We start from the raw sequence: 22,941 nt of genomic DNA, 5'->3' as shown, positions 1-22,941 counted from the left end.
TTCAGTCCACGCGGACCAGGACGCCGTCCCCGTGCTCCGCGGCCGTGACGTGGAAGGCGCGGAAGAGGACGAGGTGCTCGCGGAGCCACTGCCAGGCTTCTTCGATGCCGTCCTCGCGCGGGCACTTGTAGACGCCTGCCTCGCGCAGGTTCGCGAAGGTGAAGTGCTCGCGAAGGGCGTCGAACCGCACGGCCTCCAGCATCCGGGCGATCCGCTCCACCGTCTCCGGCCGCGTATAGCGCAGGGGCACGCCCTGTCCCGCCACCACATGCGGAGCGATCTCCGCCTCACCGCGAATCGCGATGCCAGCCAGGGAGTCGTCCTCCTCTCCCGGTTCATTCCTGCGACGGTCGGACAGGACGAAGTGCAGGTGGTCCCATCGCCGGCCGAGATCCACCTGTTGTGTCGCCAGATCGGGGCGGGCGCGCAGCAGCTCCTTCACGGCCTCCAGGAGCTGAAGCTCATCGGTCTCCGGGGCACCCGGGGACAGACTTTCCTCACGTGGCTCGCGGAGCAGCCGGGGGACGGACGACAGCCATCCGCCCACGCCAATGTTCCGCCGCGCCAGTTCCAGCAGGGAGGAGCCGCCGGGAAGGGCCTGGTAGGTCGCATCAAGTCCCATGGGCCCGTCCTAGCAGCTCCGCTGCCATCCGTTCATCCAGCCCGCGCGGTCACCGGTTCCGCAGCCATGGCCCTCCGCGTGTTGGCTTCAATGGCGACCTGGCACAACGCCACCTGCGCCTGGAGCTGAAGGGAGAAGGCCCGGGCCCGGCCGAACATGACGCCGCTCAGCGCCACCACCAGCCCACCCACCAGGACGAAGGCGCCCTGGGCGTTCATGGCGCTCGCCCCAATCGCGCCCCCGATGAAGCCGATGACACCCCACGCGAAGATGATGCCCGAGGCCCGGTTGTACAGCGCCTGCGCGTGCTTCGTGATGATGCTGGGATCGTACTGAACCGCCATGTCGTGCTACCTGCGGCGCATCGGACAAGCCCACCGTGGCCTGCACTTCCTCACGCGCAGCGGGATGCAGTGGTTCTGGGACAACTACGCGCCGGGCTCCACCCTCCACACGGAGGCCACCGTCAGCCCCCTGCGCGCGACCGACGCACAGCTGCAAGGCCTGCCGCCCGCGTTGATCCTCAACGGCGAATGCGACGTGCTCCGCGACGAGGGCCAGGCCTACGCGCGCAGACTGGTGGACGCGGGCGTCCCGGCGCTGGCCGTCCAGTACGCGGGGATGATCCATGACTTCGTGATGCTGGATCCGCTGGCGGACTCACTCGCCGCGCGCAATGCCATCACCCAGGCCTGCCTGACGCTGTCGGAGGCGCTGGGCACGCGGAGGCAGGCGGAAGCCGCGCTCACGTCCCAGCCCGCGCAGGTCCGCGAGCGGGAGAGCGCGCGTCACTGACCCGCGCCCGCATCCAGCCACGCGGCCAGCACGTCCGCGTGGCACGGGCCCGGCTTGCACCAGCAGCCCAGCCGCTTGCCTTTCAACGTGCGCACGTCCCGCAGGAAGTCCGCGTCATGCCGCGTGCGCAATTCCAGATACCAACGGAAGGACTCAAAGGCATCCGGGCCGGGCGCCATGCGCCGCTGGGCCTCGTCGCGGATGCTCGCGGCTTCGTCCGCCGGCAGCTTCGCCAGCCACGGTTCGAAGTACGTGCGAATCATTGCCTTCCAGGTCTTCACGCCCCCGGGCTTGAACGGGTTGCCGAAGCGGCCCGGCACGGGGTTGAGCGGCCCTGGCTTCGCCCAGGCTCGAAAGGCGCGGCCCACGTACACCTCACAGGCGTCGTGGACGTGCACCGCGGTGGTTCGGGGTTGGGACATGGCGGGTGCATCGTTAACAGATGCACCCGCCAGACGCCGTGAGGGATGCCCGGCCCGTCAGCAGGCAGGGGTCACCAGGGATCGATGCCCTGCTTCTCGTGCGGCGTCGGCGTGTACGTGGACTTGAACCCCGAGGCCGCGGCGTTGAGCCCCGAGCCCAGCGCCTCCACCGCGCCCTGCTTGAACTGGCCCTTGCTGAAGCTCACGAAGGCGTCGCGGCCGAAGTTCAGCGCCTCGCGCTGGTGCGCGTTGACCTCGCTGCGCGCGCCCGTCTCCACCTTCTTGACGTTGTCGATGACGCTGTTCTTGGACCGGTCGGAGATGCCGATGTTGCCCCTGTCGAGGATCTGGTTCACGCCGCTGACCGCATGGCTGTAGTCGCTCGTCTTGCCCTGCGTCGTCTTGTCGATGTCGAGGCGGGCGGGGTTCTTGAAAGTGTGGTTGCTGGTGACCTTGAACATGGGTGTCCTCGTGGGGGCGGCGGCCCGTGGGCCTCGCCCGCGGCAGGTGCTGCGTTGAAATGATTGTCGGGGTGTGTGCGCAGGAGTTTCCTGAAGACTTTCATTGGCCCACGTATACGTCATTTGTCGTATGCCGGCCTTCGCGGGGGCCGCCGCAGTGGCAAGGCCTGACGGAAGCCGCTACGAACGCGGCCGCTTCCTCCCACCCCCCCGCGGACATGATCGCCAACCTCCACGACGCCGACATTCCGAAGCCCGTGCTCGAAGTCATCACCCGCCTGCGCGAGCTGGGCCACCCCACGTACCTGGTGGGCGGCTGCGTGCGGGACATGGTCCGCAAGGTCCACCCGAAGGACTTCGACGTGGCCACCAGCGCGCTGCCGGAAGAGGTGCAGCGCGCCTTCCGCAAGGTCATCCCCACCGGCATCCAGCACGGCACCGTCACGGTCGTCACCGGCGGCAACCACGTGGAGGTGACGACGTTCCGTTCGGAAGGGGACTATCTGGACGGACGGCGCCCCAGCTCCGTGTCCTTCGAGCGCGACATCGTGAAGGACCTGTCGCGGCGCGACTTCACCATCAACGCCATGGCGTACAACCCGCTCGACCGCGAGCTGGTGGATCCCTTCGGCGGGCAGGTGGACCTGGCCGCGAAGCTGATCCGCTGCGTGGGCTCCGCGCTGGAGCGCTTCTCCGAGGACGGCCTGCGCCCCCTGCGCGCCGTGCGCTTCGCCGCCGTGCTGGGCTTCACCCTGGACCCGGAGACGCGCGACGCCATCCCCGCGACCCTGGCCGTGTTCCGCAAGGTCGCGCTGGAGCGCGTGCGCGAGGAGCTGCTCAAGCTGCTCCTGTCCCCGCGCGCGGAGACGGGGCTGCACCTGCTGGCGGACACGGGGCTGATGGAGTGCTTCCTTCCGGAGGTGGCCCATGCGGACGCGGAGAGCGTCCGGCTCGCCCGCGCCGCCGTGCAGGCCGCGCCGCTGGACGCGGACCTGCGGGTGGCCACGCTGCTGGCGGACATCGACACCGCGACGCAGGCGAAGGAGCTGTGCCTGCGCCTGAAGTTCCCCAACAAGTCCGCCGACCTCATCGGGCTGCTCGTCGAGCACGCGAAGCTGGAGACGCGCGTGGACGACGCGGACCCGGCGCTGCGCCGGCTGCTCGCCCGCGTGGGGCTGGTGAACCTGCCCGCGCTGCTCGCCGTGGCGAAGGCCCGCGTCCAGGCCCGGGCCCCGGAGCGGCTGCCCGCGGTGGAGGCGCTGGCCTCAAGGCTGGAGGCGCTGGCCGCGGCGAAGCCTCCGCTGTCCGCCAAGGAGCTGGCGCTCACCGGGGGCGACATCATGAAGACGCTGGGCATCGGCCCCTCGCCGAAGGTGGGCGAGGCGACCCGGTACCTTGTCGAATCCGTGCTCGACGACCCGTCGCTGAACACCGCGGACGCGCTCCGCGCCCTGCTCACGGCCTGGGCGGCGCGCGGTCCATGACAAGGGGGCCTCCTCCCGGCCGGAGGGCAGGGGAGGGGGCCTGGAGCGCCTCCGGCCGTGCGTCGCGGCCTGGGGGCGTGTAGGAAGGAGCCCCATGCGAGTCGTCGTTGCGATGAGTGGCGGAGTGGATTCCTCGGCCGCCGCCGCCCTGCTCAAGGAGCAGGGCCACGAGGTCATCGGCATCACCCTGCGCGTCTGGTCCTACGAGGGCGCCGCGAAGTGCGGCAGCTGCTGCAGTCCGGACGACATCGACGACGCCCGCGCGGTGGCCCAGACGCTGGGCATCCCGTTCTACGTGGCCAACGCCGAGGAGATCTTCCAGGACCGGGTCGTCAACCCGTTCGTCCAGTCGTACCTGGGCGGCAAGACGCCCATCCCCTGCGTCAGCTGCAACCGCGACGTGAAGTTCAACTTCCTCCTCAAGCGCGCGCGCGCCCTGGGCGCCCGGCTGGCCACCGGCCACTACGCCCAGGTGGAGGAGGTGGACGGCCGCTTCCACCTGCGCCGCGCCGTGGACGCCGCCAAGGACCAGAGCTACTTCCTCTTCACCCTGGGCCAGGAGGAGCTGAAGGACGTCCTCTTCCCGGTGGGCCACCTCACCAAGGCGGAGGTGCGCGCCGTCGCCGAGCGCCACCAGCTGCCCACCACCCACAAGCCGGAGAGCATGGAGATCTGCTTCGTGCCCGACGGCGACTACGCCGGGTTCGTGGAGAAGGTCGCCGGCCCGCAGCCGTCCGGCGAGGTCGTGGATCCCGACGGCAACGTGCTGGGCACGCACAACGGCATCCACCGCTTCACCGTGGGTCAGCGCAAGGGACTCAACCTGGGTGGCGGCGAGGTGCGCTACGTGCAGCGCCTGGAGCCGGAGACGAACCGCGTCGTCGTGGGGCCCGCGGAGGGCACCGGCCGCGCGCAGTTCGGCCTGCTCCAGCCGCACTGGGTGGACGGGCCGCCTCCGCCGGAGCAGTCCGTGGAGGTCCGCATCCGGCACCGCCACGCGGGCGCCCCGGGGCGGATCCACATCTCGCAGCACGGGCTGGTGTCCGTGAAGCTCGACGCGCCCGCGCGCGCCGTCACGCCGGGGCAGGCCGCGGTCGTCTACGACAGGGACCGCGTGCTCGGCGGCGGGTGGATCGTCTGAGCCGACCTGTCGCGTCCCGCGCCGGACTTCCGGCCTCGGACGCGATGGATCTCCAGGGGCTCCGCGAATTTGACCCGCCTGGGGGTGGGGCGTAGCTTGCGCGCACGCTGTCGCTACAGGCCGTTACACGGCCGTGAGCGCGCCACTTGAGGTCTGCCCCGCCATGCGTGACGCCCACCGGATGAAGGAGAAGTTCGACGTCTCGCTGGATAACCGGCAGATCGTCAGCCTGTTGATCGCCGGCATCGTCGTGATGGGCGCCGTGTTCGTGCTGGGCGTGGTGGTGGGCAAGAAGCTCGCGGGCGACGCGCAGACGGCCGCCGCGCCGGACCTGCTCTCCGCGCTGGACGCCAACGCGCAGGTCCTCAACGACGCGCGCCAGGAGCCGCCGCTCACCTTCCCGGACGAGCTGACCCGCAAGACGGGCTCGGAGCCCCTGCCGCCGCTGCCCAAGGTCGCCGCGAAGCCGGAGGCCCCCAAGGCCGCCGCCGCCGCGAAGCCCGAGGTGAAGCCGGAGACGAAGCCCGCGGAAGCCCCCAAGGTCGCCGCGAAGCCCGCCGCCCTGGCCCCCACGCCGGACCCCGACACGGGCGAGCTGCCCGCGATGGACTCCGCGGAGGAGGACGCCATCGCGAACGGCAAGCCGCTGTCGAAGCCCGAAGCGAAGCCGGAGCCGAAGCCCGCGGAGCCCGCCAAGGTCGCCGCCGCGAAGCCGGAGCCCAAGCCCGAGCCCAAGGTCGCGGAGCCGGTGAAGGGAAAGGTGGAGGAGACGCCGGTCGCCACCCGCACCGCCGTGCGTGACGGAGGCATGAAGGAGGCCATCGCCCGGGCGCAGGCGCTGCCCGCGGAGCCGCCGCGTCCGTCGGAGGCCGTGAAGGGTGGGGCGTTCACGCTCCAGCTCTCCGCCTTCCAGAGCCGCCAGGACGCCGACCGGTTCGCCGCGCGGTTGCGAGACCGGGGCTATGCCCCGTATATCCTGGCGGCGGAGGTGCCCGGAAAGGGCACCTGGTACCGCGTCCGGATGGGCAGCTTCGCCAGCAAGGAAGCCGCGGGCCGGTACCTGACGGACTTCAAGCGCGAGACCCAGCTCGACGCGTACGTGGCCGGCACGAACTAGCGCTGCTGGGCAAGGAAGAGACGAAGCAAATGACGACGACGAAGCGGGTGGAGAAGCCCTGGGGTCACGAGCTCATCTGGGCCCACACGGAGCGCTACGTGGGCAAGCTCCTGCACGTGAAGGCCGGCCACAAGCTGAGCCTCCAGTTCCACAACGTCAAGGACGAGACCATCCACGTCCAGAGCGGCAAGCTCCTCTTCGTCGTCGACGAGGGCCAGGGCCTCATCGAGAAGGAGATGAACCCCGGTGAGAGCTACCACATCAAGCCGCTGACCAAGCACCGCATGGTCGCCATCACCGACTGCGACATCCTCGAGGTCAGCACCCCCGAGCTGAATGACGTGGTCCGCCTGGAGGACTCCTACGGGCGCACGGGCACCAGCGCTCCGTAGTCGCTAGAAGCCGTACCCGCCCGCCGGCGCGCCCTCGAAGGTGCGCCGGCCCGCGCTCCCGGCATCACTCCCTGGACTTCGCCCCGGGCGCCGGGTTGCGGGTCCACTGGTCCACGGTGCCGTCACCGTCCAGGTCCTCGCCAATGCGGTCCACCTGGCCGTTCTCCCAGTACTCCCAGTAGTCCACGCGGCCGTCGTGGTTCGCGTCACGCTCCTTCCGCACGAGCGTGTCGTTCTCGTAGAAGAGCCACGAGTCCGCCTTCCCATCGCCGTCCAGGTCGCGCTCGCCCTTGGTGCGCTTGCCCTCGGCGTAGTGGTACGTGGCGTCCACCTTGCCGTCGTAGTCCAGGTCCATGACTTCGCGGACCTTCGCGCCCTGCGGATCCAGGTACTGGGTGACGTCCACACGGCCGTCCCAGTTCAGGTCCAGCTCCTTGCGCACCAGCACGTCCTTGAGCCGGTACTCCCAGACGTCCGTCTGGCCGTCGCCGTTGGCGTCCAGCTCCGTGACGGTCTCCCCGGGGTCCTGCTTCCCCCGGACGGCTTCCGCCTCGGGGCGCTTGCGCACCGTGTCAGAGCCCTCCGAGGCCTTCTGGCTCGCGCAGCCCGTGAGCGCGCCTGCCACCAGGAAGCCCAGGAAAATCAAGCGGTTGCTAGAAGCCAAGGTGCCTCCCAAGCAGGTGGGGCGCCATGTTCGCGCCGCTTCCACTCCGTGCTTCGCAGGCCACGTCATTCCATATATTTTCACGTATCGCCATGGCCCGAAAGAAAGTCAGCACCACCATCTACATCACTCCGGAGCAGAACGAACTGCTCAAGGCGCTGAACCAGAAGACGAAGGTGCCCGTGGCCGAATACATCCGGCAGGGCATCGACCTGGTGCTGGAGAAGTACAAAGCGCAGCTGCCGGGCCAGGCAACCTTCGACGAACTCTCCTGACGAACGAGGCGTGACGTGACGAGCATGCGTGGCAAGCGGGCGGTGGTGTTGGGTGGGGCCGGATTCGTGGGCTCGCACCTGTGTGAGCGGCTGCTGGATGACGGCGCGGAGTCCGTCCTCGCGGTGGACAACCTCATCACCGGAAACGAAGCGAACGTGCGCACGCTCAAGCCGCGCGCGGGCTTCCAGTTCGTGAAGCAGGACATCACGGAGGGGCTGGAGGTGGACGGGCCGGTGGACTTCGTCCTCAACCTCGCCTCGCCGGCGTCGCCCATCGACTACGCGAACCTCCCCATCGAGACGCTGCGCGTGGGCTCCATTGGCACGGAGAACGCGCTGAAGCTGGCGGAGAAGAAGAAGGCCGTGTTCCTCATGGCCTCCACGTCGGAAGTGTACGGCGACCCGCTGGTGCACCCCCAGAAGGAGGATTACTGGGGCAACGTGAATCCCATCGGCCCGCGCTCGGTGTACGACGAGGCCAAGCGCTACTCGGAGGCCATCAGCGCGGCCTACGAGCGCAGCCGCGGCGTGAACGTCCGCATCGTGCGCATCTTCAACACCTACGGCCCGCGCATGCGCCTCAACGACGGCCGCGTGGTGCCCGCCTTCGTGGGCCAGGCGCTCAAGGGCGAGGACTTCAGCGTCTTTGGCGACGGCAGCCAGACGCGCTCCTTCTGCTACGTGAAGGACCTGGTGGACGGCCTGGTGCGGCTCATCCTCTCGGACGTCCGGGGCCCGGTGAACATCGGCAACCCGCGCGAGATGACCATCAAGCAGTTCGCGGAGGCCGTGCGTGAGGCGGCCGGTGGAGGTAGGCAGATCGTCTACCACCCGCTGCCCAAGGATGATCCGAAGCAGCGTCAGCCGGACATCACCCGCGCGCGCACGTTGCTGGGCTGGGAGCCCAAGGTGAAGCTGGAGGATGGTCTGCGGGACACCATCGCCTACTTCCGAGAGGTTGCCGGTCGCCCCTCTGGAGCTTAGGTTGGCCGCGCGCGAGTGAACGCGAGGTAGACGACGGTCCGGCCCCCCTGGCGGCCGGACCTGGGGAGAACGGCGTGAAAGTCCTGGTGACGGGCGGCGCGGGCTTCATCGGCTCGCACGTGTGCGACGAGTTCCTGCGCAATGGCCATGAGGTCATCGCGCTGGACAACCTGCTGAGCGGCAAGAAGGAGAACCTGGATCCGCGCGTGCGGCTGGTCGTGCTCGACATCCGGAGCCCGGAAGCCGCGGAGCTCATCCGCACGGAGAAGCCGCAGGTGCTCTGCCACCTGGCCGCCCAGATGGACGTGCGCAAGAGCGTGGAGGACCCCAGCTTCGACGCGGACGTGAACGTCCGCGGCATGCTCAACCTGCTGGAGGCCTCGCGCCAGTCGGGCGTGAAGAAGGTCATCTTCAGCTCCACCGGCGGCGCCATCTACGGCGAGCAGGACTACTTCCCCGCCCGCGAGGACCACCCGACGCGGCCGGTGTCGCCGTACGGCGTCTCCAAGGCGGCGGGCGAGCTGTACCTGGGCTACTACCGGGCGCAGTACGGCCTGCCGTACGTCGCCCTGCGGTACGCCAACGTGTACGGCCCCCGTCAGAACCCGCACGGCGAGGCCGGCGTGGTAGCCGTGTTCAGCAAGCGCGTCGTCGCGGGGCAGGGCTGCACCATCTTCGGCGAGGGCAAGCAGACGCGTGACTTCGTCTTCGGTCCGGACGTGGCCCGCGCCAACTACCTGGCCGCCCAGAGCGACTACGTGGGCGCCGCCAACATCGGCACCGGCGTGGAGACGGACATCAACCGGCTCTACGAGCTCATCGCGGAGGCCGGCGGCAGCTCGCTGAAGGCCGAGCACGCGCCGGGCAAGCCGGGCGAGCAGCTGCGCTCCTGCATCGACGCGTCCCACGCGAAGAAGGTGCTGGGCTGGGAGCCGTCCGTGCAGCTGGCGGAGGGCCTCAAGCGCACGCTGCACTTCTTCCGTGAGCAGGCCGCGGGCCCCATGCGCGCCCGGGGCTAGCAGGTTTCTCAACGCCGCTGGAGTCCCCCTGGGCGGCAAGCCGGGGGGATTTCGGGGCGTCAGGTGGGTGGAGTGCCCGGCGGGCAGGTGTGCGCCGGTCGTGGATTTTCGGGCGGTTCGGTGTTACCTACGCCCGCTTCGCGACCGACGAGCGCCCTGAACATGCCGGCTGAAAACGCGCACATCCGCAACTTCTGCATCATCGCCCACATCGACCATGGAAAGTCGACGCTGGCCGACCGCCTCCTGGAGAAGACAGGCACGCTGACCAAGCGTGAGGCGCAGGCCCAGTTCCTCGACAACATGGACATCGAGCGAGAGCGGGGCATCACCATCAAGGCCCAGTCCGTGCGGATGACGTACACCGCGAAGGACGGCCAGAACTACGTCCTCAACCTCATCGACACGCCGGGACACGTGGACTTCGCCTACGAGGTGAGCCGCAGCCTCGCCGCGTGCGAGGGCGCGCTGCTCGTCGTGGACGCGACGCAGGGCGTGGAGGCGCAGACGCTCGCCAACGTCTACATGGCGTTGGACCACAACCTGGAAATCATCCCGGTCATCAACAAGATCGACCTGCCCAGCGCGGACGTGGACCGCACGCGCGGGGAGATTGAGGACGTCATCGGCATCGATGCGTCCGTCGCGGTGCCGGCCTCCGCCAAGGAGGGCCTGGGCATCCACGACATCCTGGAGTCGGTGGTCCAGCGCGTGCCGCCGCCGCAGGGTTCGCCGTCCGCGCCGCTCAAGGCGCTCATCTTCGACTCCTGGTACGACAACTACCGGGGCGTGGTGACGCTGGTGCGCGTGCTGGAAGGCACGCTGAAGCTGAAGCAGAAGATCAAGATGTTCAGCAACAACAAGGTCTTCGAGGTGCAGGAGCTGGGCGTGTTCAGCCCGTTCTCGCGCCCGGTGCAGCAGCTGATGGCGGGCGAGGTGGGCGTGCTCGTCGCCAACGTGAAGGAGCTGCAGGACGCGAAGGTCGGCGACACCGTGACGGAGGAGGCGCGCCCCACGGAGACGGCCTTCCCGGGCTTCAAGGAAGTCAAGCCGATGGTGTTCTCCGGCATCTTCCCGGTGGACTCCGCGGACTACGAGAACCTGCGCGACGCGCTGGCGAAGCTGACGCTCAACGACTCCGCCTTCACCTACGAGCCCGAGTCGTCCACGGCGCTGGGGTTCGGCTTCCGCTGCGGCTACCTGGGCCTGCTCCACATGGAGATCGTCCAGGAGCGCCTGGAGCGCGAGTACAACCTCAACCTGATCACCACGGCGCCGTCGGTGGTCTACCGCATCACCACCAGCAAGGGTGAGACGCTGCTCGTGGACAACCCGGCGAAGCTGCCGCCCACGCAGAACATCGAGAAGTTCGAGGAGCCCATCCTCACCTGCCACATCCACGTGCCCAACGAGCACCTGGGCGCCATCCTGAAGCTGTGCCAGGACCGGCGTGGCGTACAGAAGGACATGAAGTACCTGGGCTCCAGCGGCACCCGCGTGCAGGTGACGTACGAGATGCCCATGGCCGAAGTCGTCTTCGACTTCTTCGACCGGCTGAAGAGCGTGTCGCGCGGCTACGCGAGCCTCGACTACGAGCTGTCGTCGTACCAGGAGGCGGACCTGGCGAAGCTGGACATCCTGATCAACGGCGAGCCGGTGGACGCGCTCAGCGTCATCGTGCACCGCGAGCGCGCGTACCTGCGCGGCCGCGAGGTCTGCGAGAAGCTCAAGGAAGTGATTCCGAAGCAGATGTACGAGGTGGCCATCCAGGCCGCCATCGGCGCGAAGATCATCTCCCGCGAGACGATCTCCGCCATGCGCAAGAACGTCCTTGCCAAGTGCTACGGCGGAGACATCAGCCGCAAGCGCAAGCTCCTGGAGAAGCAGAAGGAGGGCAAGAAGCGCATGAAGCAGGTGGGCACGGTGGAGATTCCGCAGGAAGCCTTCCTCGCGGTCCTCAAGACGGAGCAGTAGCCCCATGAGCACGGCCAGTCCTTCCATGAAGCTGGGAGCGGCCATGGCCGCGCGCCGCACCCCGGAGCAGCTCAAGGCCCGCCGTCAGCTGATGTGGCGCGAGCTGCTCACCAGCCTCTGGGCCCCGCTGGTGGGCGTGGGCCTGGCGTTCATCCCGTACGTCACGCTGATTGAAATGGCGCCCGGCACCGCGTCCTGGGCCCAGCCCCTGATGAAGGGCTTCGGCCTGCTCATGGTGCTGGCCTTCTTCGGGCTCCTGGTGTGGCGCAACGCGTCCCGGAAGGAGTCGCTGCTCCGGACGCTGCGCCACGAGGCGCGCGAGCTCATCGCCGAGGACGAGCGCATCCTCGCGCGCGTGGGCACCAAGGTGTCCCCGGCCGCGGCGGATCGCATCACCGAGCAGGCGCTGCGCGTGGAGTCCGCGTCGGTGGCGGGCAACGCGGAGGCGCTGCGCACGGAGACGCAGGCGCTGGAGAAGCTCACCCAGGAGCAGCTGGGGGCGTACCGCAAGCAGTCCGTGTGGGACTTCCTGGGCGGCTTCGGCAAGGCGTTGCTCATCGCCCTGGTCATCCGCACGGTGCTGGTGGAGCCGTACCGGATTCCCTCCGGCTCCATGCTGCCCACGCTGCAGATTGGGGATCAGGTCTTCGTGAACAAGTTCATCTACGGGGTGCGCGTCCCGTTCATGAACGTGGTGCCGTTCCGCATCGTGCGGGCGCCGCAGCGCGGGGACGTCATCGTCTTCAACAACCCCGTGGACGAGTCCAAGGACTTCATCAAGCGCGTCATCGGCATCCCCGGCGACACGGTGGAGATCGTCGACGGGGTGGTGCGGATCAACGGCGAGGCCCAGCCCCGCACGCTGGTGTCACCGGACTACGTGGTGCACAACCAGGACGACACGACGGGCCGCTGGTTCGACCAGGAAGAAGTGCTCTACCGCGAGGACCTGGGCGGCGTGGTGCACTCGTCGCTCCAGCACCCCATGCGCATGCCGGGCCGCGAGCACGAGGGGCCCTACACGGTCCCCGCCGACAGCGTCTTCGTGATGGGCGACAACCGGGACAACAGCGCGGACAGCCGCTACAACCTGGGCGGCCCGGCCGGCGCCGAGGTCGCCTACGTGCCGTACGGTCACATCAAGGGCAAGGCCATGGTCGTCTGGCTGTCGCTCGGCTGGGGGGGCCTGTTGGGCAACCTGTTCGGCGGCACGGGCCTGCGGGTGGACCGCTTCTTCGAACCGGTGCGCTGAAGAACGAACGCCAGGCAGGGGACCACCACGCGCCGTGCTTGACGCAACGTGCGGCGCGCGGTACGCGGCGGCCCCGGCCCATGAGACATCTTCTCGGAATCGCAGGCTGGCGGCGGGATGAGCTGGAAGCGCTGCTCGACCGTGCCCAGGCACACCTGCCCGGCGGACCGGATGCCTCGCACGTGTTGCGCGGCCGCGTCGTGGCGAACCTCTTCTTCGAGGACTCCACCCGGACGCGCTCCTCCTTCGAGGTGGCCGCGCGGAAGCTGGGCGCGGACGTCCTCAACTGGAGCTACGCGGGCTCCTCCGTGTCCAAGGGCGAGACACTCCTGGACACCGCGCGCAACATCGAGGCCATGGGGCCGGCGGTCATCGTCATCCGCCACCGCTCCTCCGGCGCGCCCGGGCTCGTCGCCCGGCACGTGAAGTGCGCGGTGGTCAACGCGGGCGACGGCGCGCATGAGCACCCGTCCCAGGCCCTGCTGGACGCCTTCACCCTGCGCCAGCGCTGGGGCCGCCTGGACGGGCGCACGGTGCTGATCGTGGGCGACGTGCTGCACAGCCGCGTGGCGCGCTCCAACCTCCTGTGCCTGAAGGCCCTGGGGGCGCGTGTCGTGCTCTGCGGACCGCCCACCCTCCTGCCGCCAGGGCTGGAGGAGATGGGCGGAGAGGTGACGCATCAGCTGGATGCCGTGCTGCCCCAGGCGGACGCGGTGATGTGCCTGAGACTGCAGACGGAGCGCATGTCGGAAGCCTTCCTGCCGTCCCAGCGGGAGTACTCGCGGCTGTTCGGTATCACGCCCGCCCGCGCGGAGCGGATGAAGCCGGACGCCCTCGTGCTGCACCCGGGCCCCATCAACCGAGGCGTGGAGTTGTCGCCGGTGGTGGCGGACGGGCCTCGCAGCGTCATCCTGGAACAGGTGGCCAACGGCGTCGCGGTGCGCCGGGCCATCCTGGAGGCTTGCGCATCATGACCCCAGTGCTCTTCCAGCGGGCGCGCGTCATCGACCCGCGCAATGGCGTGGACGGCGTTCGCGACGTGCTCGTGACGGACGGCCGGGTGGCCCAGGTGTCGGAGGCCCCGCTGCCCGCGCCCAGGGACGCGCGGGTGGTGGACGCCAGGGACAAGTGGCTGGTGCCGGGCTTCATCGACCTGCACGTGCACCTGCGCGAGCCGGGAGAAGAGGGCAAGGAGACGGTCCTCACCGGCTGCCGCGCGGCGGTGGCGGGCGGCTTCACGGGCGTCGTGGCCATGCCCAACACCAAGGTGGTGAACGACAGCGCGCTCGTCACGGAGCTGGTGCTGTCGCGCGCCCGGGACGCGGCCCTGTGCCACGTGTACCCGGCCGGTGCCATCACCAAGGGGCTCAAGGGCGAGGAGCTGTCGGAAGCAGGCGAGCTGATTGGCGCTGGCTGCGTGGCCCTCACCGACGATGGCCGCCCGGTGATGAACGCGGGGCTGATGCGCCGGGTGCTCCAGTACGCCACCCAGTTCGACGTGCCGGTGATGGTCCACGAGGAGGACCTCACGCTGTCCGCCGGCGGCGCCATGCACGAAGGCGCCACGTCCACGCGGCTGGGCCTGCGCGGGATTCCGTCTTCCGCGGAGGTCGCCATGGTGGCGCGCGACCTGGTGCTCCTGGAGGAGACGAAGGGGCGCCTGCACGTCGCGCATGTGTCGTGCGAGGGCAGCGTGCGGCTCATCCGCGAGGCGAAGAAGCGCGGCCTGCGGGTCACCTGCGAGGTGGCGCCGCACCACTTCACCCTGGATGACCGGGCGGTGGGGGACTACGACACCCACGCGAAGATGGCGCCGCCGCTGCGCGGCGACGTGGACGTGAAGGCGCTGCGCGAGGCGCTGGTGGATGGCACGGTGGACGCCATCGCCACGGACCACGCGCCGCACGGCGTGTCCGACAAGCTGGTGGAGTTCGAGAAGGGCATCAACGGCATCGTCGGGCTGGAGACGGCCCTGGGGCTCACGCTGGCGCTGGTGCACGAGGGCGTGCTCACCCCGCGCCGGGCGGTGGAGCTCTTGTCTGACGGGCCGGCGAGGGTATTCGGCCTGCCAGGCGGTCACCTGGCGCCTGGTGCCCCGGCGGACATCACGCTGGTGTCACCTTCGGAGGAGTGGACGGTGGATGCCCACCGGTTCTATTCCCGCAGTCGCAACACGCCCTTCCACGGGCGCACGCTGAAGGGCCGCGTGACGCAGACGTGGGTGGGCGGCCGGTGTGTGTTCGAGGACGGTCAGCTCAAGGAGTCGCGGTGATGACGAAGCGGGCGGTGCTCGCACTGGCGGATGGCACCACGTTCGAGGGACGCGCCTTTGGCGCTTCCGGCGAGACGGTGGGTGAGGTGGTCTTCAACACGTCCATGTACGGCTACCAGGAGATCCTCACGGACCCCTCGTACGTGGGCCAGATCGTCACGATGGCGTACCCGGAGATGGGGAACATCGGGGCGAACGCGGCGGACGAGGAGGCAGGGCTGCCGCACGCGGTGGGCATGGTGGTGCGCTCGCTGACGAAGACGCCCTCCAACTGGCGCTCGCAGGAGACGCTGGACGCGTACCTCGCGCGCCACGGCCGCGTGGGCATCGAAGGCGTGGACACCCGCCGGCTGGTGCGCCACCTGCGCACGCACGGCGCCCAGACGGGCATCATCTCCACGGAGAACGTGTCCCCTGGCGCCCTGTCCGAGCGCGCTCGCGCCGCCGCGGGCATGGAGGGCATGGACCTGGCCACGGGCGTGTCCTGCAAGGAGCCCTACGTCTTCACCACGCCGTCCCCGGACGTGTTCCTGGCCCCCGGTGACAAGCGGCCGGAGCCGGAGCTCAAGTACGACGTCATCGCGTACGACTACGGCCTCAAGCGCTCCATGCTCCAGTACCTGGTGGACGTGGGCTGCCGCGTCACGGTGGTGCCGTCCCACTTCACGGCGGAGCAGGTGCTGGCGAAGAAGCCGCACGGCGTCTTCCTGGCCAATGGCCCCGGCGACCCGGCCGCGGTGAAGGGCGCGGACCGCACGGTGGCGGCGCTCCTGGGCAAGGTGCCGGTGTTCGGCATCTGCCTGGGGCACCAGATCATGGCGCTGGCCCTGGGCGGCCGGACGTACAAGATGAAGTTCGGTCACCGCGGCGGCAACCAGCCCGTGAAGGACCTCACCACGGGCAAGGTGGAGATCACCGCGCAGAACCACGGCTTCGCGGTGGACGACGCCAGCCTCAAGGGCAAGGCCGTCGTCACGCACATCAACCTCAACGACGGCACGGTGGAGGGCCTGGCCGTACCGGACGCGCGGGCCTTCAGCGTGCAGTACCACCCCGAGGCTTCGCCCGGCCCTCACGACGCGCGCTACCTGTTCAGCCGCTTCGCGACGCTGATGGCGGGTTCGTAGGAAGAAAGTTCGCAACGGCCATGGACACCGCGCTGACCCCGTTGTCGTACCAGCCGTACCTGGACCAGCTCATCGCCTTCGGCAGCCAGGAGGCCCGCAAGCCGGACCTCCTGGAGGCCAAGGCGGAGTACTTCCGCCTCACCGGCGAAGTCTTCGAGGACGACAAGCTCTTCGAGCTGCGGATGGCGTCGTTCCTGGACTACTACCTCTACGACCGCGTCTCGCCGCTCACCGGCAAGACGCCGGCCGCGGAGCTGTACGAAGAGCGCCAGCAGTCCGCGCCGCCGGAAGAGGCCAACGCCTTCCGCAGCTTCACGGAGACGGTCCACGGCCTCTTCGAGGTGCGCAAGCTGGGCAAGGGCATGGTGCGCCTGCGCGAGCTCTTCTCCGGCAAGGACTTCGACGTGACGGAGCGCCGCCACATCGCGGGCCTGGAGACGGGGGACGTGCTGGAGGCGCGCCTGGTGCCCTTCGGCGGCCACCTGCTGTTCTCCTCCGCCTTCTGCTACCACCCGGCCATGGCGCTCAAGGCCATCAAGGCCGAGGTGAAGCGCCGCAAGAAGAAGGAGCCGGAGCGCCCCGCCAAGGACCTGGTGTGGGAGTGCGCCCGCCGGGCCCTCAACGTGGAGCGCTACCGCCAGCTGTCCGTGGAGAAGCTCTACGACTTCGAGCAGAAGGTCCTCTAGCCGAAGACCTCCTGCTTCACGCGTCCACCGCGCGCGGCCTTCAGACGCGGTGGATGCTCATCAGGTTGGTGTTTCCCGGCACGTTGAGCGGCACGCCGGCCACCAGGATGAAGGGCTCCCCTGGTTCGCAGAGGCGCTGCTCGTTGCAGAGCCTGCGCACCTGCTTGAGCATGGCGTCCGTGGACGAGATGCGCTTCACCCGCTGCCCCGTCACGCCCCAATAAAGCCCCATGCGGTTCACCGTGTCCGCGTTGGGCGTCAGGCCGATGATGCGCGCGTCGGGGCGGAACTCGGAGATGAGCCGCGCGGTGTGGCCGCTCTCCGTGTACGCGACGATGGTCTTGATGTGGAGCTGCCGGGACGCGGCCACCGCCGCCGCGGCGACGCCGGTGCCCAGGTCCTTGGAGAGTTCGAAGGGGGGAGAGGCGAGGGTGACCAGCCCGGTGCGCTCCGTCTCCTCCACGATGCGCGCCATGGTGGCCACCGCCTCCACGGGGTAGCGGCCCGCGGCCGTCTCACCGGAGAGCATCACCGCGTCCGCGCCATCCAGGATGGCGTTGGCCACGTCCGACACCTCCGCGCGCGTGGGCCGGGCGTTGAGCACCATGCTCTCCAGCATCTCCGTCGCGACGATGACGATGCCGCCCATGCGGTTGACCTCCCGCACGATGCGCTTCTGGATGGCGGGGAGCTGCTCCAGCGGCATCTCCACGCCCAGATCCCCGCGGGCCACCATCACCCCGTCCGACTCCGCGGCGATGGCCGCCAGGTTCTCCACCGCCTGGGGCTTTTCAATCTTGGAGATGATGGGCGTCTTGCGCTTCGCCACCAGCGCGCGCGCCTGGCGCACGTCCTGCGCGGTGCGCACGAAGGACAGCGCCACGTAGTCCACGCCCACCTCCTGGCCGAAGGCCAGGTCCACCTTGTCCTTCTCCGTCAGCGTGGGCACCGACATGGCCGTGCCGGGCAGGTTGAGCCCCTTGTGGTCCTTGAGCAGCCCGCCCAATTCCACGCGGCACGTCACGTCCTGGCCGCTCACCTTCAGCACGCGCAGGCGCACCCGGCCGTCGTCCAGCAGCACCTCGTGGCCCTTCTGCACGTCGCGCGGCAGCGTGCGCACCGGGGTGGGGATGACGTTGCCCTTGCCCATCACCGCGCGCGTCGTCACGGTCACCGTGTCGCCCGTCTTCACCGCCAGCTGGCCGCCCTCGAAGCGCCCCAGGCGCACCTTGGGTCCCTGCACGTCCTGGAGGATGGCCACCGGCAGCCCCAGCTTCTTCGACACCGCGCGGATGCGCTGGAGGCGCTGCCGGTGCTCGTCGTGCGTGCCGTGGGAGAAGTTGAGCCGGGCCACGTTCATGCCCGCCTTCACCAGCCCCTCGATGACTTCTTTTGAGTCCGAAGCCGGACCCAGCGTGCAGATGATCTTCGCCTTGCGCATAGAGGCCGCCCATCCTAGCCCCACGGGGTGGGCGGCTTGACAGCCTTGCGCCCGAAGGACTAACTCTTCGCCTCACGCGGCAGGCGGAAAGTTACCGCGAGCCAGCGCACGCCATTCGTGGCTCTCAGCTGTCTGAGACGAAGAAAGCCCGGCTACCCTGGGAGGGGGGGCCGGGCTTTCGTCGTTCCTGGGCTGCGCTTCCGGCGGCTAGAGGTCGATCTCCTGGCCCTTGCCGATGGGCTCCATGAGCGCCGGCGTGGAGTGGTCCATGCCGATGTCCTCCGAAGGCGGCTTCGGGTGGCCGGTGCTGGGGCCCATGGGAGGCGGAGGGGGCAGGGGACCCATGTCCTCGTCACCCAGGCCGCCGCTGCCGCCCACGCCCAGGTCCTGCTGCTTCTGGAGGGCCTCAATCTCCGCGCGGGTGATGCCGGCCAGGGTCAGCACCTTGCGCGTCACGCGGATGCGGGCCTGGCTGTGCATGGCCATGGCAATGGAGTCGGAAGGGCGGGCGTCCAGCGCCAGCTCCTTCTTGCCCTGCTGCAGGAAGACGCGGCCGGAGTAGACGTTGTCGCGCAGGTCGTCGATGCGGACCTCCGTCACCTTGCCACCCAGCTTGGACACCACGTCGTCCAGCAGGTCCTGCGACAGCGGCTGCGGGGGCGGACGCTCCGCCAGGCGGAAGGCGATGGAGACCGCCGCGCCCTCGTCCACGAAGAGGGGGAGCACCGTCTCACCGTCCTTGGTGGTCAGCACGACGGCGTGCGTCTGCGCCTCCATCAAGGGCACCACGTCCTTCACTTCCAACTCCACCAGCTCCGAGCAGGCCTTGGGATCAGCGCCCTTCTCGGTGACGCACGGCTTCTCCTGGGTTCCTTCCGCCTTGTCGGAGGCGGCGATGGCGCCGGGGATCCCGAACGCGGGAAGGAACAGAGCCCCCCCCAGCGCCAGCACCACGGCCGTGAACGGAGCGACGAAGAAGTTGGCGCGGTTGGACGTTTTCACATCCCTAAGCTACGCACCTCTCCCTTCACCGGGAGGGTTGCGCCCCACTGCCGCCGCGAGCGGCCCCCGGGCCCTGGCCCACCCGGTTGGAGGGCGGGCGGGCAGCCGGGAAGAAGGGGCGCGGGGCGACTAGCGGTCGTCGTCCTCGGACTCTTCGTCGTCGTAGTCCTCGTCGTCCTCGGACTCCTCGTCGTCCTCATCCTCGTCGACGTCGTCCTCGTCGTCCTCCTCCTCGTCTTCGTCCTCGTCGTCGAGCTCGTCCTCCAGCTCCTCGGCCTCGAGCGTCATCGTCACCGCGAACTTCTTGCTGAGGATGGCGATCTGCGCGCGCATCTCCGTGAGCGCGGCGACGAAGTCCTCCGAGAGGTTGGCGGGCGCCTTCGCGTCGCAGTGGGGGCAGACAATCTTCTCCGTCCCCTCGATGAGGTCCTGGGCTTCCAACTCGAAGCTGGCCTCGCACTTCTGACAGGTGAAGTCGATGCTCATGGTCGGGCGCGGCATACAAAGCCGGTGAACATGCTGTCAACGCCTGAGACGGGGGGACATGGAACGGGCGGTGAGCTTCCACTACGTTCCGTCGGATGGACCTGCCCAAGACGATGCTGCATGCGCTCCATGACCAGGCCGCGCGGCTGGAACACCGCCCGGCACTCTGGTCCCGCCATGGAGGCGCCTATGTCCCCACCTCGTGGTTCGACTATGCCCAGCGCGTCAAGCGCTTCGCCCTGGGGCTGAACGCGCTGGGGTTCCGGGACGGCGACCCGCTGGGCATCCTGAGCTTCAACCGGGAGGCGTGGCACGTCGCGGACCTGGGGGCCATGGCCCTGGGCGGCGTGCCGGTGGGGCTCTACACCACCAGCAGTGTGGATCAGCTCGTCTACATCCTGGGCCACTGCGAGGCGCGCTTCCTCCTGGTGGAGAACGCGAAGCACCTGGCCACCGCCCTGGAGGTCCAGAAGCGGCTGCCCACGCTCCAGCACCTCATCGTCGTGGACGCGCCCACGCCGCTGCCCGAAGGCGTGCTGCGCTACGCGGACGTGCTGGCCTCCGGCGCGAAGGCGGACGAGGCCCCGTACTGGGACGGCGTCCACTCGCTCCACCCGGACGCGCTCGCCACGCTCATCTACACGTCGGGGACCACCGGACAGCCCAAGGGCGTGGCCCTGAGCCACCGCAACCTCGCCTGGACGTCGAAGCAGCTGGGCGACACCATGGGCTTCAAGGACATGGAGGACGAGCGGCTGGTGTCGTACCTGCCGCTGTCGCACATCGCGGAGCAGATCGTCTCGCTGCACAGCCCGCTGCTCCTGGGCACGCAGGTGTACTTCGCGGACTCGCTGGACGCGCTGGGCAAGAACCTCACGGAGGTGCGCCCCACCATCTTCTTCGCGGTGCCGCGCGTCTGGGAGAAGTTCAAGACGAAGGCGGAGGAGGGCCTGGCCGCGCAGCCGCCCCTGAAGCGCCGGCTGGTGGAGTGGGCGCGCGCCACGGCGCTGGAGCGCAACACGCGCATCCTGAGCCAGGAGCGCGTGCCGTCGTTGATGGAGGCCAAGTTCGGGCTGGCCCAGAAGCTGGTGTTCCAGCCCCTGAAGACGCGCATCGGCCTGGAGAAGGCGAAGCTGTTCTCCACGTCCGCGGCGCCCATTGGCCGGGACGTGCTGGACTTCTTCGCCTCCATCGACGTCGTGCTGCTGGAGGTGTGGGGCATGACGGAGGTGTCCGGCCCCGCCACCGTGAGCACCACCGAGTGCGCCCGCCTGGGCACGGTGGGCCGCCCCATGCTGGGGGTGGAAGTACGCATCGCGGAGGACGGGGAGATCCTCGTGAGGGGCGGCAACGTGTGCCTGGGCTATCACCGCAACCCGGAGGCCACGCAGGAACTCTTGGCGGACGGGTGGCTTCACACGGGTGACGTGGGACAGCTGGACGCCGAAGGCTTCCTGCGCATCACCGGGCGCAAGAAGGAGATCATCGTCACCTCCGGCGGCAAGAAGACGTCGCCGGCGAATATCGAAGAGCTGCTCAAGGCCGTGTCCCCGGTGGGGCACGCGCTGGTCGTGGGCGACCGGCGCAACTACCTGGTGGCGCTGGTGACGCTGGAGCCGGACCGGGTGCGCAAACTGGCGCGGGAGAAGGGCTGGCCGGAGGACGTGGCCGCGCTGGTGAACGACCCGCGGCTGCAGCAGCACCTGCACGAGGCCTTCGAGCGGGACGTGAACCCGAAGCTGTCTCGCTTCGAGACCATCAAGCGCTTCCGCGTGCTGCCGGGGGAGTTCTCCATCGACGGTGGAGAGCTCACGCCCAGCATGAAGATGCGCCGCAAGGTGGTGGAGCAGAAGTACGCGGACGTCATCGACGCGCTCTACAGCGAGCCGGGCGCCGTCGCGGCCCACGGGTAGGCAAAGCGAAAGGGGCGGAGGACTCAAGCTTCGAGTCCTACGCCCCTTCGTGCTTCAGCGGCTGTGACAGACGCTGACTACTTGCGCTTGTCCTGGGCCACGTAGTCGCGGCGCGCGGCGCCGGTGAAGACCTGACGGGGACGGGCGATCTTCTGCTCGTTGTCCGTCACCATCTCCTCCCACTGCGCGCACCAGCCCACCGTGCGGGGGATGGCGAACAGGACGGGGAACATCTCCGCCTGGAAGCCCATCGCCTCGTAGATGAGGCCCGAGTAGAAGTCGACGTTCGGGTACAGCTTGCGCTTCACGAAGTACTCGTCCTCGAGCGCGATGCGCTCCAGTTCGAGGGCAATCTCGAGCAGCGGGTTCTTGCCCGTCACGTCGAAGACCTCGTCCGCCACGCGCTTGATGACCTTCGCGCGCGGGTCGTAGGACTTGTAGACGCGGTGGCCGAAGCCCATCAGCTTCTTCTCGCCCTCGCCGCCCTTCACCTGCTTGATGAACTCCGGGATGTTGGCCTTGCTGCCAATCTCGCGGAGCATGCGGAGCACCGCCTCGTTGGCGCCGCCGTGCAGCGGGCCGTAGAGCGCGCCCACGCCCGCGGCGACCGCGGAGTAGGGGTCCACCTGCGACGAGCCCACCGTGCGCACGGAGGTCGTGGAGCAGTTCTGCTCGTGGTCCGCGTGCAGGATGAAGAGCACGTCCAGCGCCTTCTCCAGCGTGGGGTGCACCTTGAAGGCGCTCGTGCCAATGCGCTTGATCATCGCCAGGAAGTTGGCGACGTAGGACAGGTCGTTGTCCGGGTAGACGAACGGCAGGCCCATCGCGTGCCGGTACGAGAACGCGGCCAGGGTGGGCATCTTCGCGATGAGGCGCGTGATCTGGATCTCACGGCTGCGCGCGTCCTTGATGTTCTTCGCGTCCGGGTAGAACGCGGACAGCGCGGCCACCGTGGAGCCCAGCATCGCCATGGGGTGCGCGTCGTAGCGGAACCCGTCGATGAAGGACTTGATGTTCTCGTGCACCAGCGTGTGGTGGGTCACGTTGAACGTGAAGTTCTCCAGCTCCTTCTGCGTGGGCAGCTCGCCCTTCAGCAGCAGGTAGGCCACCTCCAGGAAGGAGGACTTCTCCGCGAGCTGCTCGATGGGGTAGCCGCGGTACTCCAGGATGCCCTTGTCGCCGTCGATGAACGTGATGGCGCTCTTACAGTTCGCCGTGTTCAGGAACGCGGGGTCGTAACCCATCAGACCGAAGTCATCGCTGCCGGTCTTGATCTGGCGCAGGTCGGGGGTGCGGATACAGCCGTTCTCGATCGGGATCTCGTACGTCTTCCCGGTCCGATTGTCGGTGACGGTCAGCGTGTCCTTGGGCATGGGCGGAGATTTCACAGGGCGGCGGACGCTTTCAACAAA

General features: G+C 68.9%; 24 protein-coding genes. 15 read left to right on the top strand and 9 right to left on the bottom strand.

Annotation, left to right across the window (positions count from 1 at the left end; translation table 11 throughout):
* Nucleotide 1: 1 nt before the first annotated feature.
* Together D7X96_RS09175 and D7X96_RS09170 are read right to left on the bottom strand one after the other, a co-directional pair.
* Nucleotides 2–622 (bottom strand): DUF1877 family protein, encoded by a 621-nt coding sequence (locus D7X96_RS09175; RefSeq protein ID WP_121769498.1) that lies wholly within the window; start codon nucleotides 620–622, stop codon nucleotides 2–4.
* A 32-nt stretch (nucleotides 623–654) separates the two neighbouring features.
* Nucleotides 655–966 (bottom strand): hypothetical protein, encoded by a 312-nt coding sequence (locus D7X96_RS09170; RefSeq protein WP_121769497.1) that lies wholly within the window; start codon nucleotides 964–966, stop codon nucleotides 655–657.
* Here D7X96_RS09170 and D7X96_RS09165 point away from each other — a divergent pair.
* Entirely contained in the window at nucleotides 965–1,417 is a 453-nt protein-coding gene (locus D7X96_RS09165; RefSeq protein ID WP_244219504.1) for an alpha/beta hydrolase fold domain-containing protein, read from the top strand. The two genes, D7X96_RS09170 and D7X96_RS09165, sit on opposite strands and share 2 nt — an antisense overlap.
* On the opposite strand, the gene D7X96_RS09160 is transcribed toward D7X96_RS09165, so the two are convergent.
* Both D7X96_RS09160 and D7X96_RS09155 read right to left on the bottom strand, forming a co-directional pair.
* A complete protein-coding gene (locus D7X96_RS09160) occupies nucleotides 1,411–1,839 on the bottom strand; it encodes a DUF4326 domain-containing protein (protein WP_121769496.1) in 429 nt (142 codons plus the stop codon). The genes D7X96_RS09165 and D7X96_RS09160 overlap by 7 nt on opposite strands.
* Before the next feature lie 71 nt (nucleotides 1,840–1,910).
* A complete protein-coding gene (locus tag D7X96_RS09155) occupies nucleotides 1,911–2,300 on the bottom strand; it encodes a hypothetical protein (protein WP_121769495.1) in 390 nt (129 codons plus the stop codon).
* Between the two features lie 218 nt (nucleotides 2,301–2,518).
* Between D7X96_RS09155 and D7X96_RS09150 the strand changes: the two genes are divergently transcribed.
* The 4 genes from D7X96_RS09150 to D7X96_RS09135 all read left to right on the top strand — a co-directional run bounded on the left by D7X96_RS09150 (nucleotide 2,519) and on the right by D7X96_RS09135 (nucleotide 6,434).
* A complete protein-coding gene (locus tag D7X96_RS09150) occupies nucleotides 2,519–3,784 on the top strand; it encodes a CCA tRNA nucleotidyltransferase (protein WP_121769494.1) in 1,266 nt (421 codons plus the stop codon).
* 94 nt (nucleotides 3,785–3,878) lie between these two features.
* On the top strand, nucleotides 3,879–4,925 hold the full coding sequence (gene mnmA, locus D7X96_RS09145; RefSeq protein ID WP_121722010.1) for a tRNA 2-thiouridine(34) synthase MnmA: 1,047 nt from the start codon (nucleotides 3,879–3,881) through the stop codon (nucleotides 4,923–4,925).
* 163 nt (nucleotides 4,926–5,088) lie between these two features.
* On the top strand, nucleotides 5,089–6,042 hold the full coding sequence (locus D7X96_RS09140; RefSeq protein WP_120546418.1) for an SPOR domain-containing protein: 954 nt from the start codon (nucleotides 5,089–5,091) through the stop codon (nucleotides 6,040–6,042).
* A gap of 29 nt (nucleotides 6,043–6,071) precedes the next feature.
* Nucleotides 6,072–6,434 carry a cupin domain-containing protein gene (locus tag D7X96_RS09135; protein ID WP_014397344.1) on the top strand — a complete coding sequence of 121 codons (363 nt, stop codon included), beginning with the start codon at nucleotides 6,072–6,074 and terminating at the stop codon, nucleotides 6,432–6,434.
* Between the two features lie 64 nt (nucleotides 6,435–6,498).
* Here the strand turns inward: D7X96_RS09135 and D7X96_RS09130 are convergent, their stop codons facing one another.
* A complete protein-coding gene (locus D7X96_RS09130; protein WP_121722016.1) occupies nucleotides 6,499–7,098 on the bottom strand; it encodes a hypothetical protein in 600 nt (199 codons plus the stop codon).
* A 92-nt stretch (nucleotides 7,099–7,190) separates the two neighbouring features.
* On the opposite strand from D7X96_RS09130, the gene D7X96_RS09125 reads away from it, so the two are divergent.
* From D7X96_RS09125 to D7X96_RS09085, 9 genes are all read left to right on the top strand, one after another.
* Complete coding sequence (locus D7X96_RS09125) at nucleotides 7,191–7,373, top strand: ribbon-helix-helix domain-containing protein (RefSeq protein WP_014397342.1); 183 nt, start codon at nucleotides 7,191–7,193, stop codon at nucleotides 7,371–7,373.
* A 24-nt stretch (nucleotides 7,374–7,397) separates the two neighbouring features.
* Nucleotides 7,398–8,357 (top strand): UDP-glucuronic acid decarboxylase family protein, encoded by a 960-nt coding sequence (locus D7X96_RS09120; RefSeq protein ID WP_120546417.1) that lies wholly within the window; start codon nucleotides 7,398–7,400, stop codon nucleotides 8,355–8,357.
* A 74-nt stretch (nucleotides 8,358–8,431) separates the two neighbouring features.
* Nucleotides 8,432–9,376: an NAD-dependent epimerase/dehydratase family protein gene (locus tag D7X96_RS09115; protein ID WP_120546416.1), complete on the top strand. Its 945-nt coding sequence runs from the start codon at nucleotides 8,432–8,434 to the stop codon at nucleotides 9,374–9,376.
* Nucleotides 9,377–9,538: 162 nt separating this feature from the next.
* Nucleotides 9,539–11,350, top strand: a complete 1,812-nt coding sequence (gene lepA / locus D7X96_RS09110) for a translation elongation factor 4 (protein ID WP_120546415.1) — start codon at nucleotides 9,539–9,541, stop codon at nucleotides 11,348–11,350.
* Between the two features lie 4 nt (nucleotides 11,351–11,354).
* Nucleotides 11,355–12,602: a signal peptidase I gene (lepB, locus tag D7X96_RS09105; protein ID WP_167510817.1), complete on the top strand. Its 1,248-nt coding sequence runs from the start codon at nucleotides 11,355–11,357 to the stop codon at nucleotides 12,600–12,602.
* An 80-nt stretch (nucleotides 12,603–12,682) separates the two neighbouring features.
* Entirely contained in the window at nucleotides 12,683–13,576 is an 894-nt protein-coding gene (locus D7X96_RS09100; protein ID WP_014397337.1) for an aspartate carbamoyltransferase catalytic subunit, read from the top strand.
* Complete coding sequence (locus D7X96_RS09095; protein ID WP_208647287.1) at nucleotides 13,573–14,874, top strand: dihydroorotase; 1,302 nt, start codon at nucleotides 13,573–13,575, stop codon at nucleotides 14,872–14,874. Before D7X96_RS09100 ends, D7X96_RS09095 begins: the two co-directional genes overlap by 4 nt.
* Nucleotides 14,874–16,001, top strand: a complete 1,128-nt coding sequence (gene carA / locus D7X96_RS09090) for a glutamine-hydrolyzing carbamoyl-phosphate synthase small subunit (RefSeq protein WP_120546414.1) — start codon at nucleotides 14,874–14,876, stop codon at nucleotides 15,999–16,001. The genes D7X96_RS09095 and carA overlap by 1 nt, the downstream gene beginning before the upstream one ends.
* 20 nt (nucleotides 16,002–16,021) lie before the next feature.
* Nucleotides 16,022–16,687, top strand: coding sequence for a DUF7986 domain-containing protein (locus D7X96_RS09085; RefSeq protein ID WP_120546413.1), 666 nt, complete (start codon nucleotides 16,022–16,024; stop codon nucleotides 16,685–16,687).
* Nucleotides 16,688–16,727: 40 nt separating this feature from the next.
* On the opposite strand, the gene pyk is transcribed toward D7X96_RS09085, so the two are convergent.
* From pyk to D7X96_RS09070, 3 genes are all read right to left on the bottom strand, one after another.
* The gene (pyk, locus tag D7X96_RS09080; protein WP_120546412.1) at nucleotides 16,728–18,128 is read right to left on the bottom strand and encodes a pyruvate kinase; all 1,401 of its coding nucleotides are present in this window, start codon (nucleotides 18,126–18,128) and stop codon (nucleotides 16,728–16,730) included.
* 207 nt (nucleotides 18,129–18,335) lie between these two features.
* A complete protein-coding gene (locus D7X96_RS09075; protein ID WP_121769493.1) occupies nucleotides 18,336–19,130 on the bottom strand; it encodes a bifunctional nuclease family protein in 795 nt (264 codons plus the stop codon).
* 129 nt (nucleotides 19,131–19,259) lie between these two features.
* Nucleotides 19,260–19,616 carry a hypothetical protein gene (locus D7X96_RS09070; protein WP_233610215.1) on the bottom strand — a complete coding sequence of 119 codons (357 nt, stop codon included), beginning with the start codon at nucleotides 19,614–19,616 and terminating at the stop codon, nucleotides 19,260–19,262.
* 95 nt (nucleotides 19,617–19,711) lie between these two features.
* Here D7X96_RS09070 and D7X96_RS09065 point away from each other — a divergent pair, with 95 nt between their 5' ends.
* Nucleotides 19,712–21,529 (top strand): AMP-dependent synthetase/ligase, encoded by a 1,818-nt coding sequence (locus D7X96_RS09065; RefSeq protein ID WP_208647286.1) that lies wholly within the window; start codon nucleotides 19,712–19,714, stop codon nucleotides 21,527–21,529.
* A 77-nt stretch (nucleotides 21,530–21,606) separates the two neighbouring features.
* Here D7X96_RS09065 and D7X96_RS09060 read toward each other — a convergent pair whose 3' ends face one another.
* Nucleotides 21,607–22,902: a citrate synthase gene (locus D7X96_RS09060; RefSeq protein ID WP_014397329.1), complete on the bottom strand. Its 1,296-nt coding sequence runs from the start codon at nucleotides 22,900–22,902 to the stop codon at nucleotides 21,607–21,609.
* Nucleotides 22,903–22,941 lie beyond the last annotated feature (39 nt).

Source organism: Corallococcus interemptor, from assembly GCF_003668875.1.
In the GTDB taxonomy this organism is placed as follows: Bacteria; Myxococcota; Myxococcia; order Myxococcales; family Myxococcaceae; genus Corallococcus; species Corallococcus interemptor.
The sequence above is the reverse complement of the archived record's forward strand: the minus strand, read 5'-3'. Positions and strand labels throughout refer to the sequence as shown.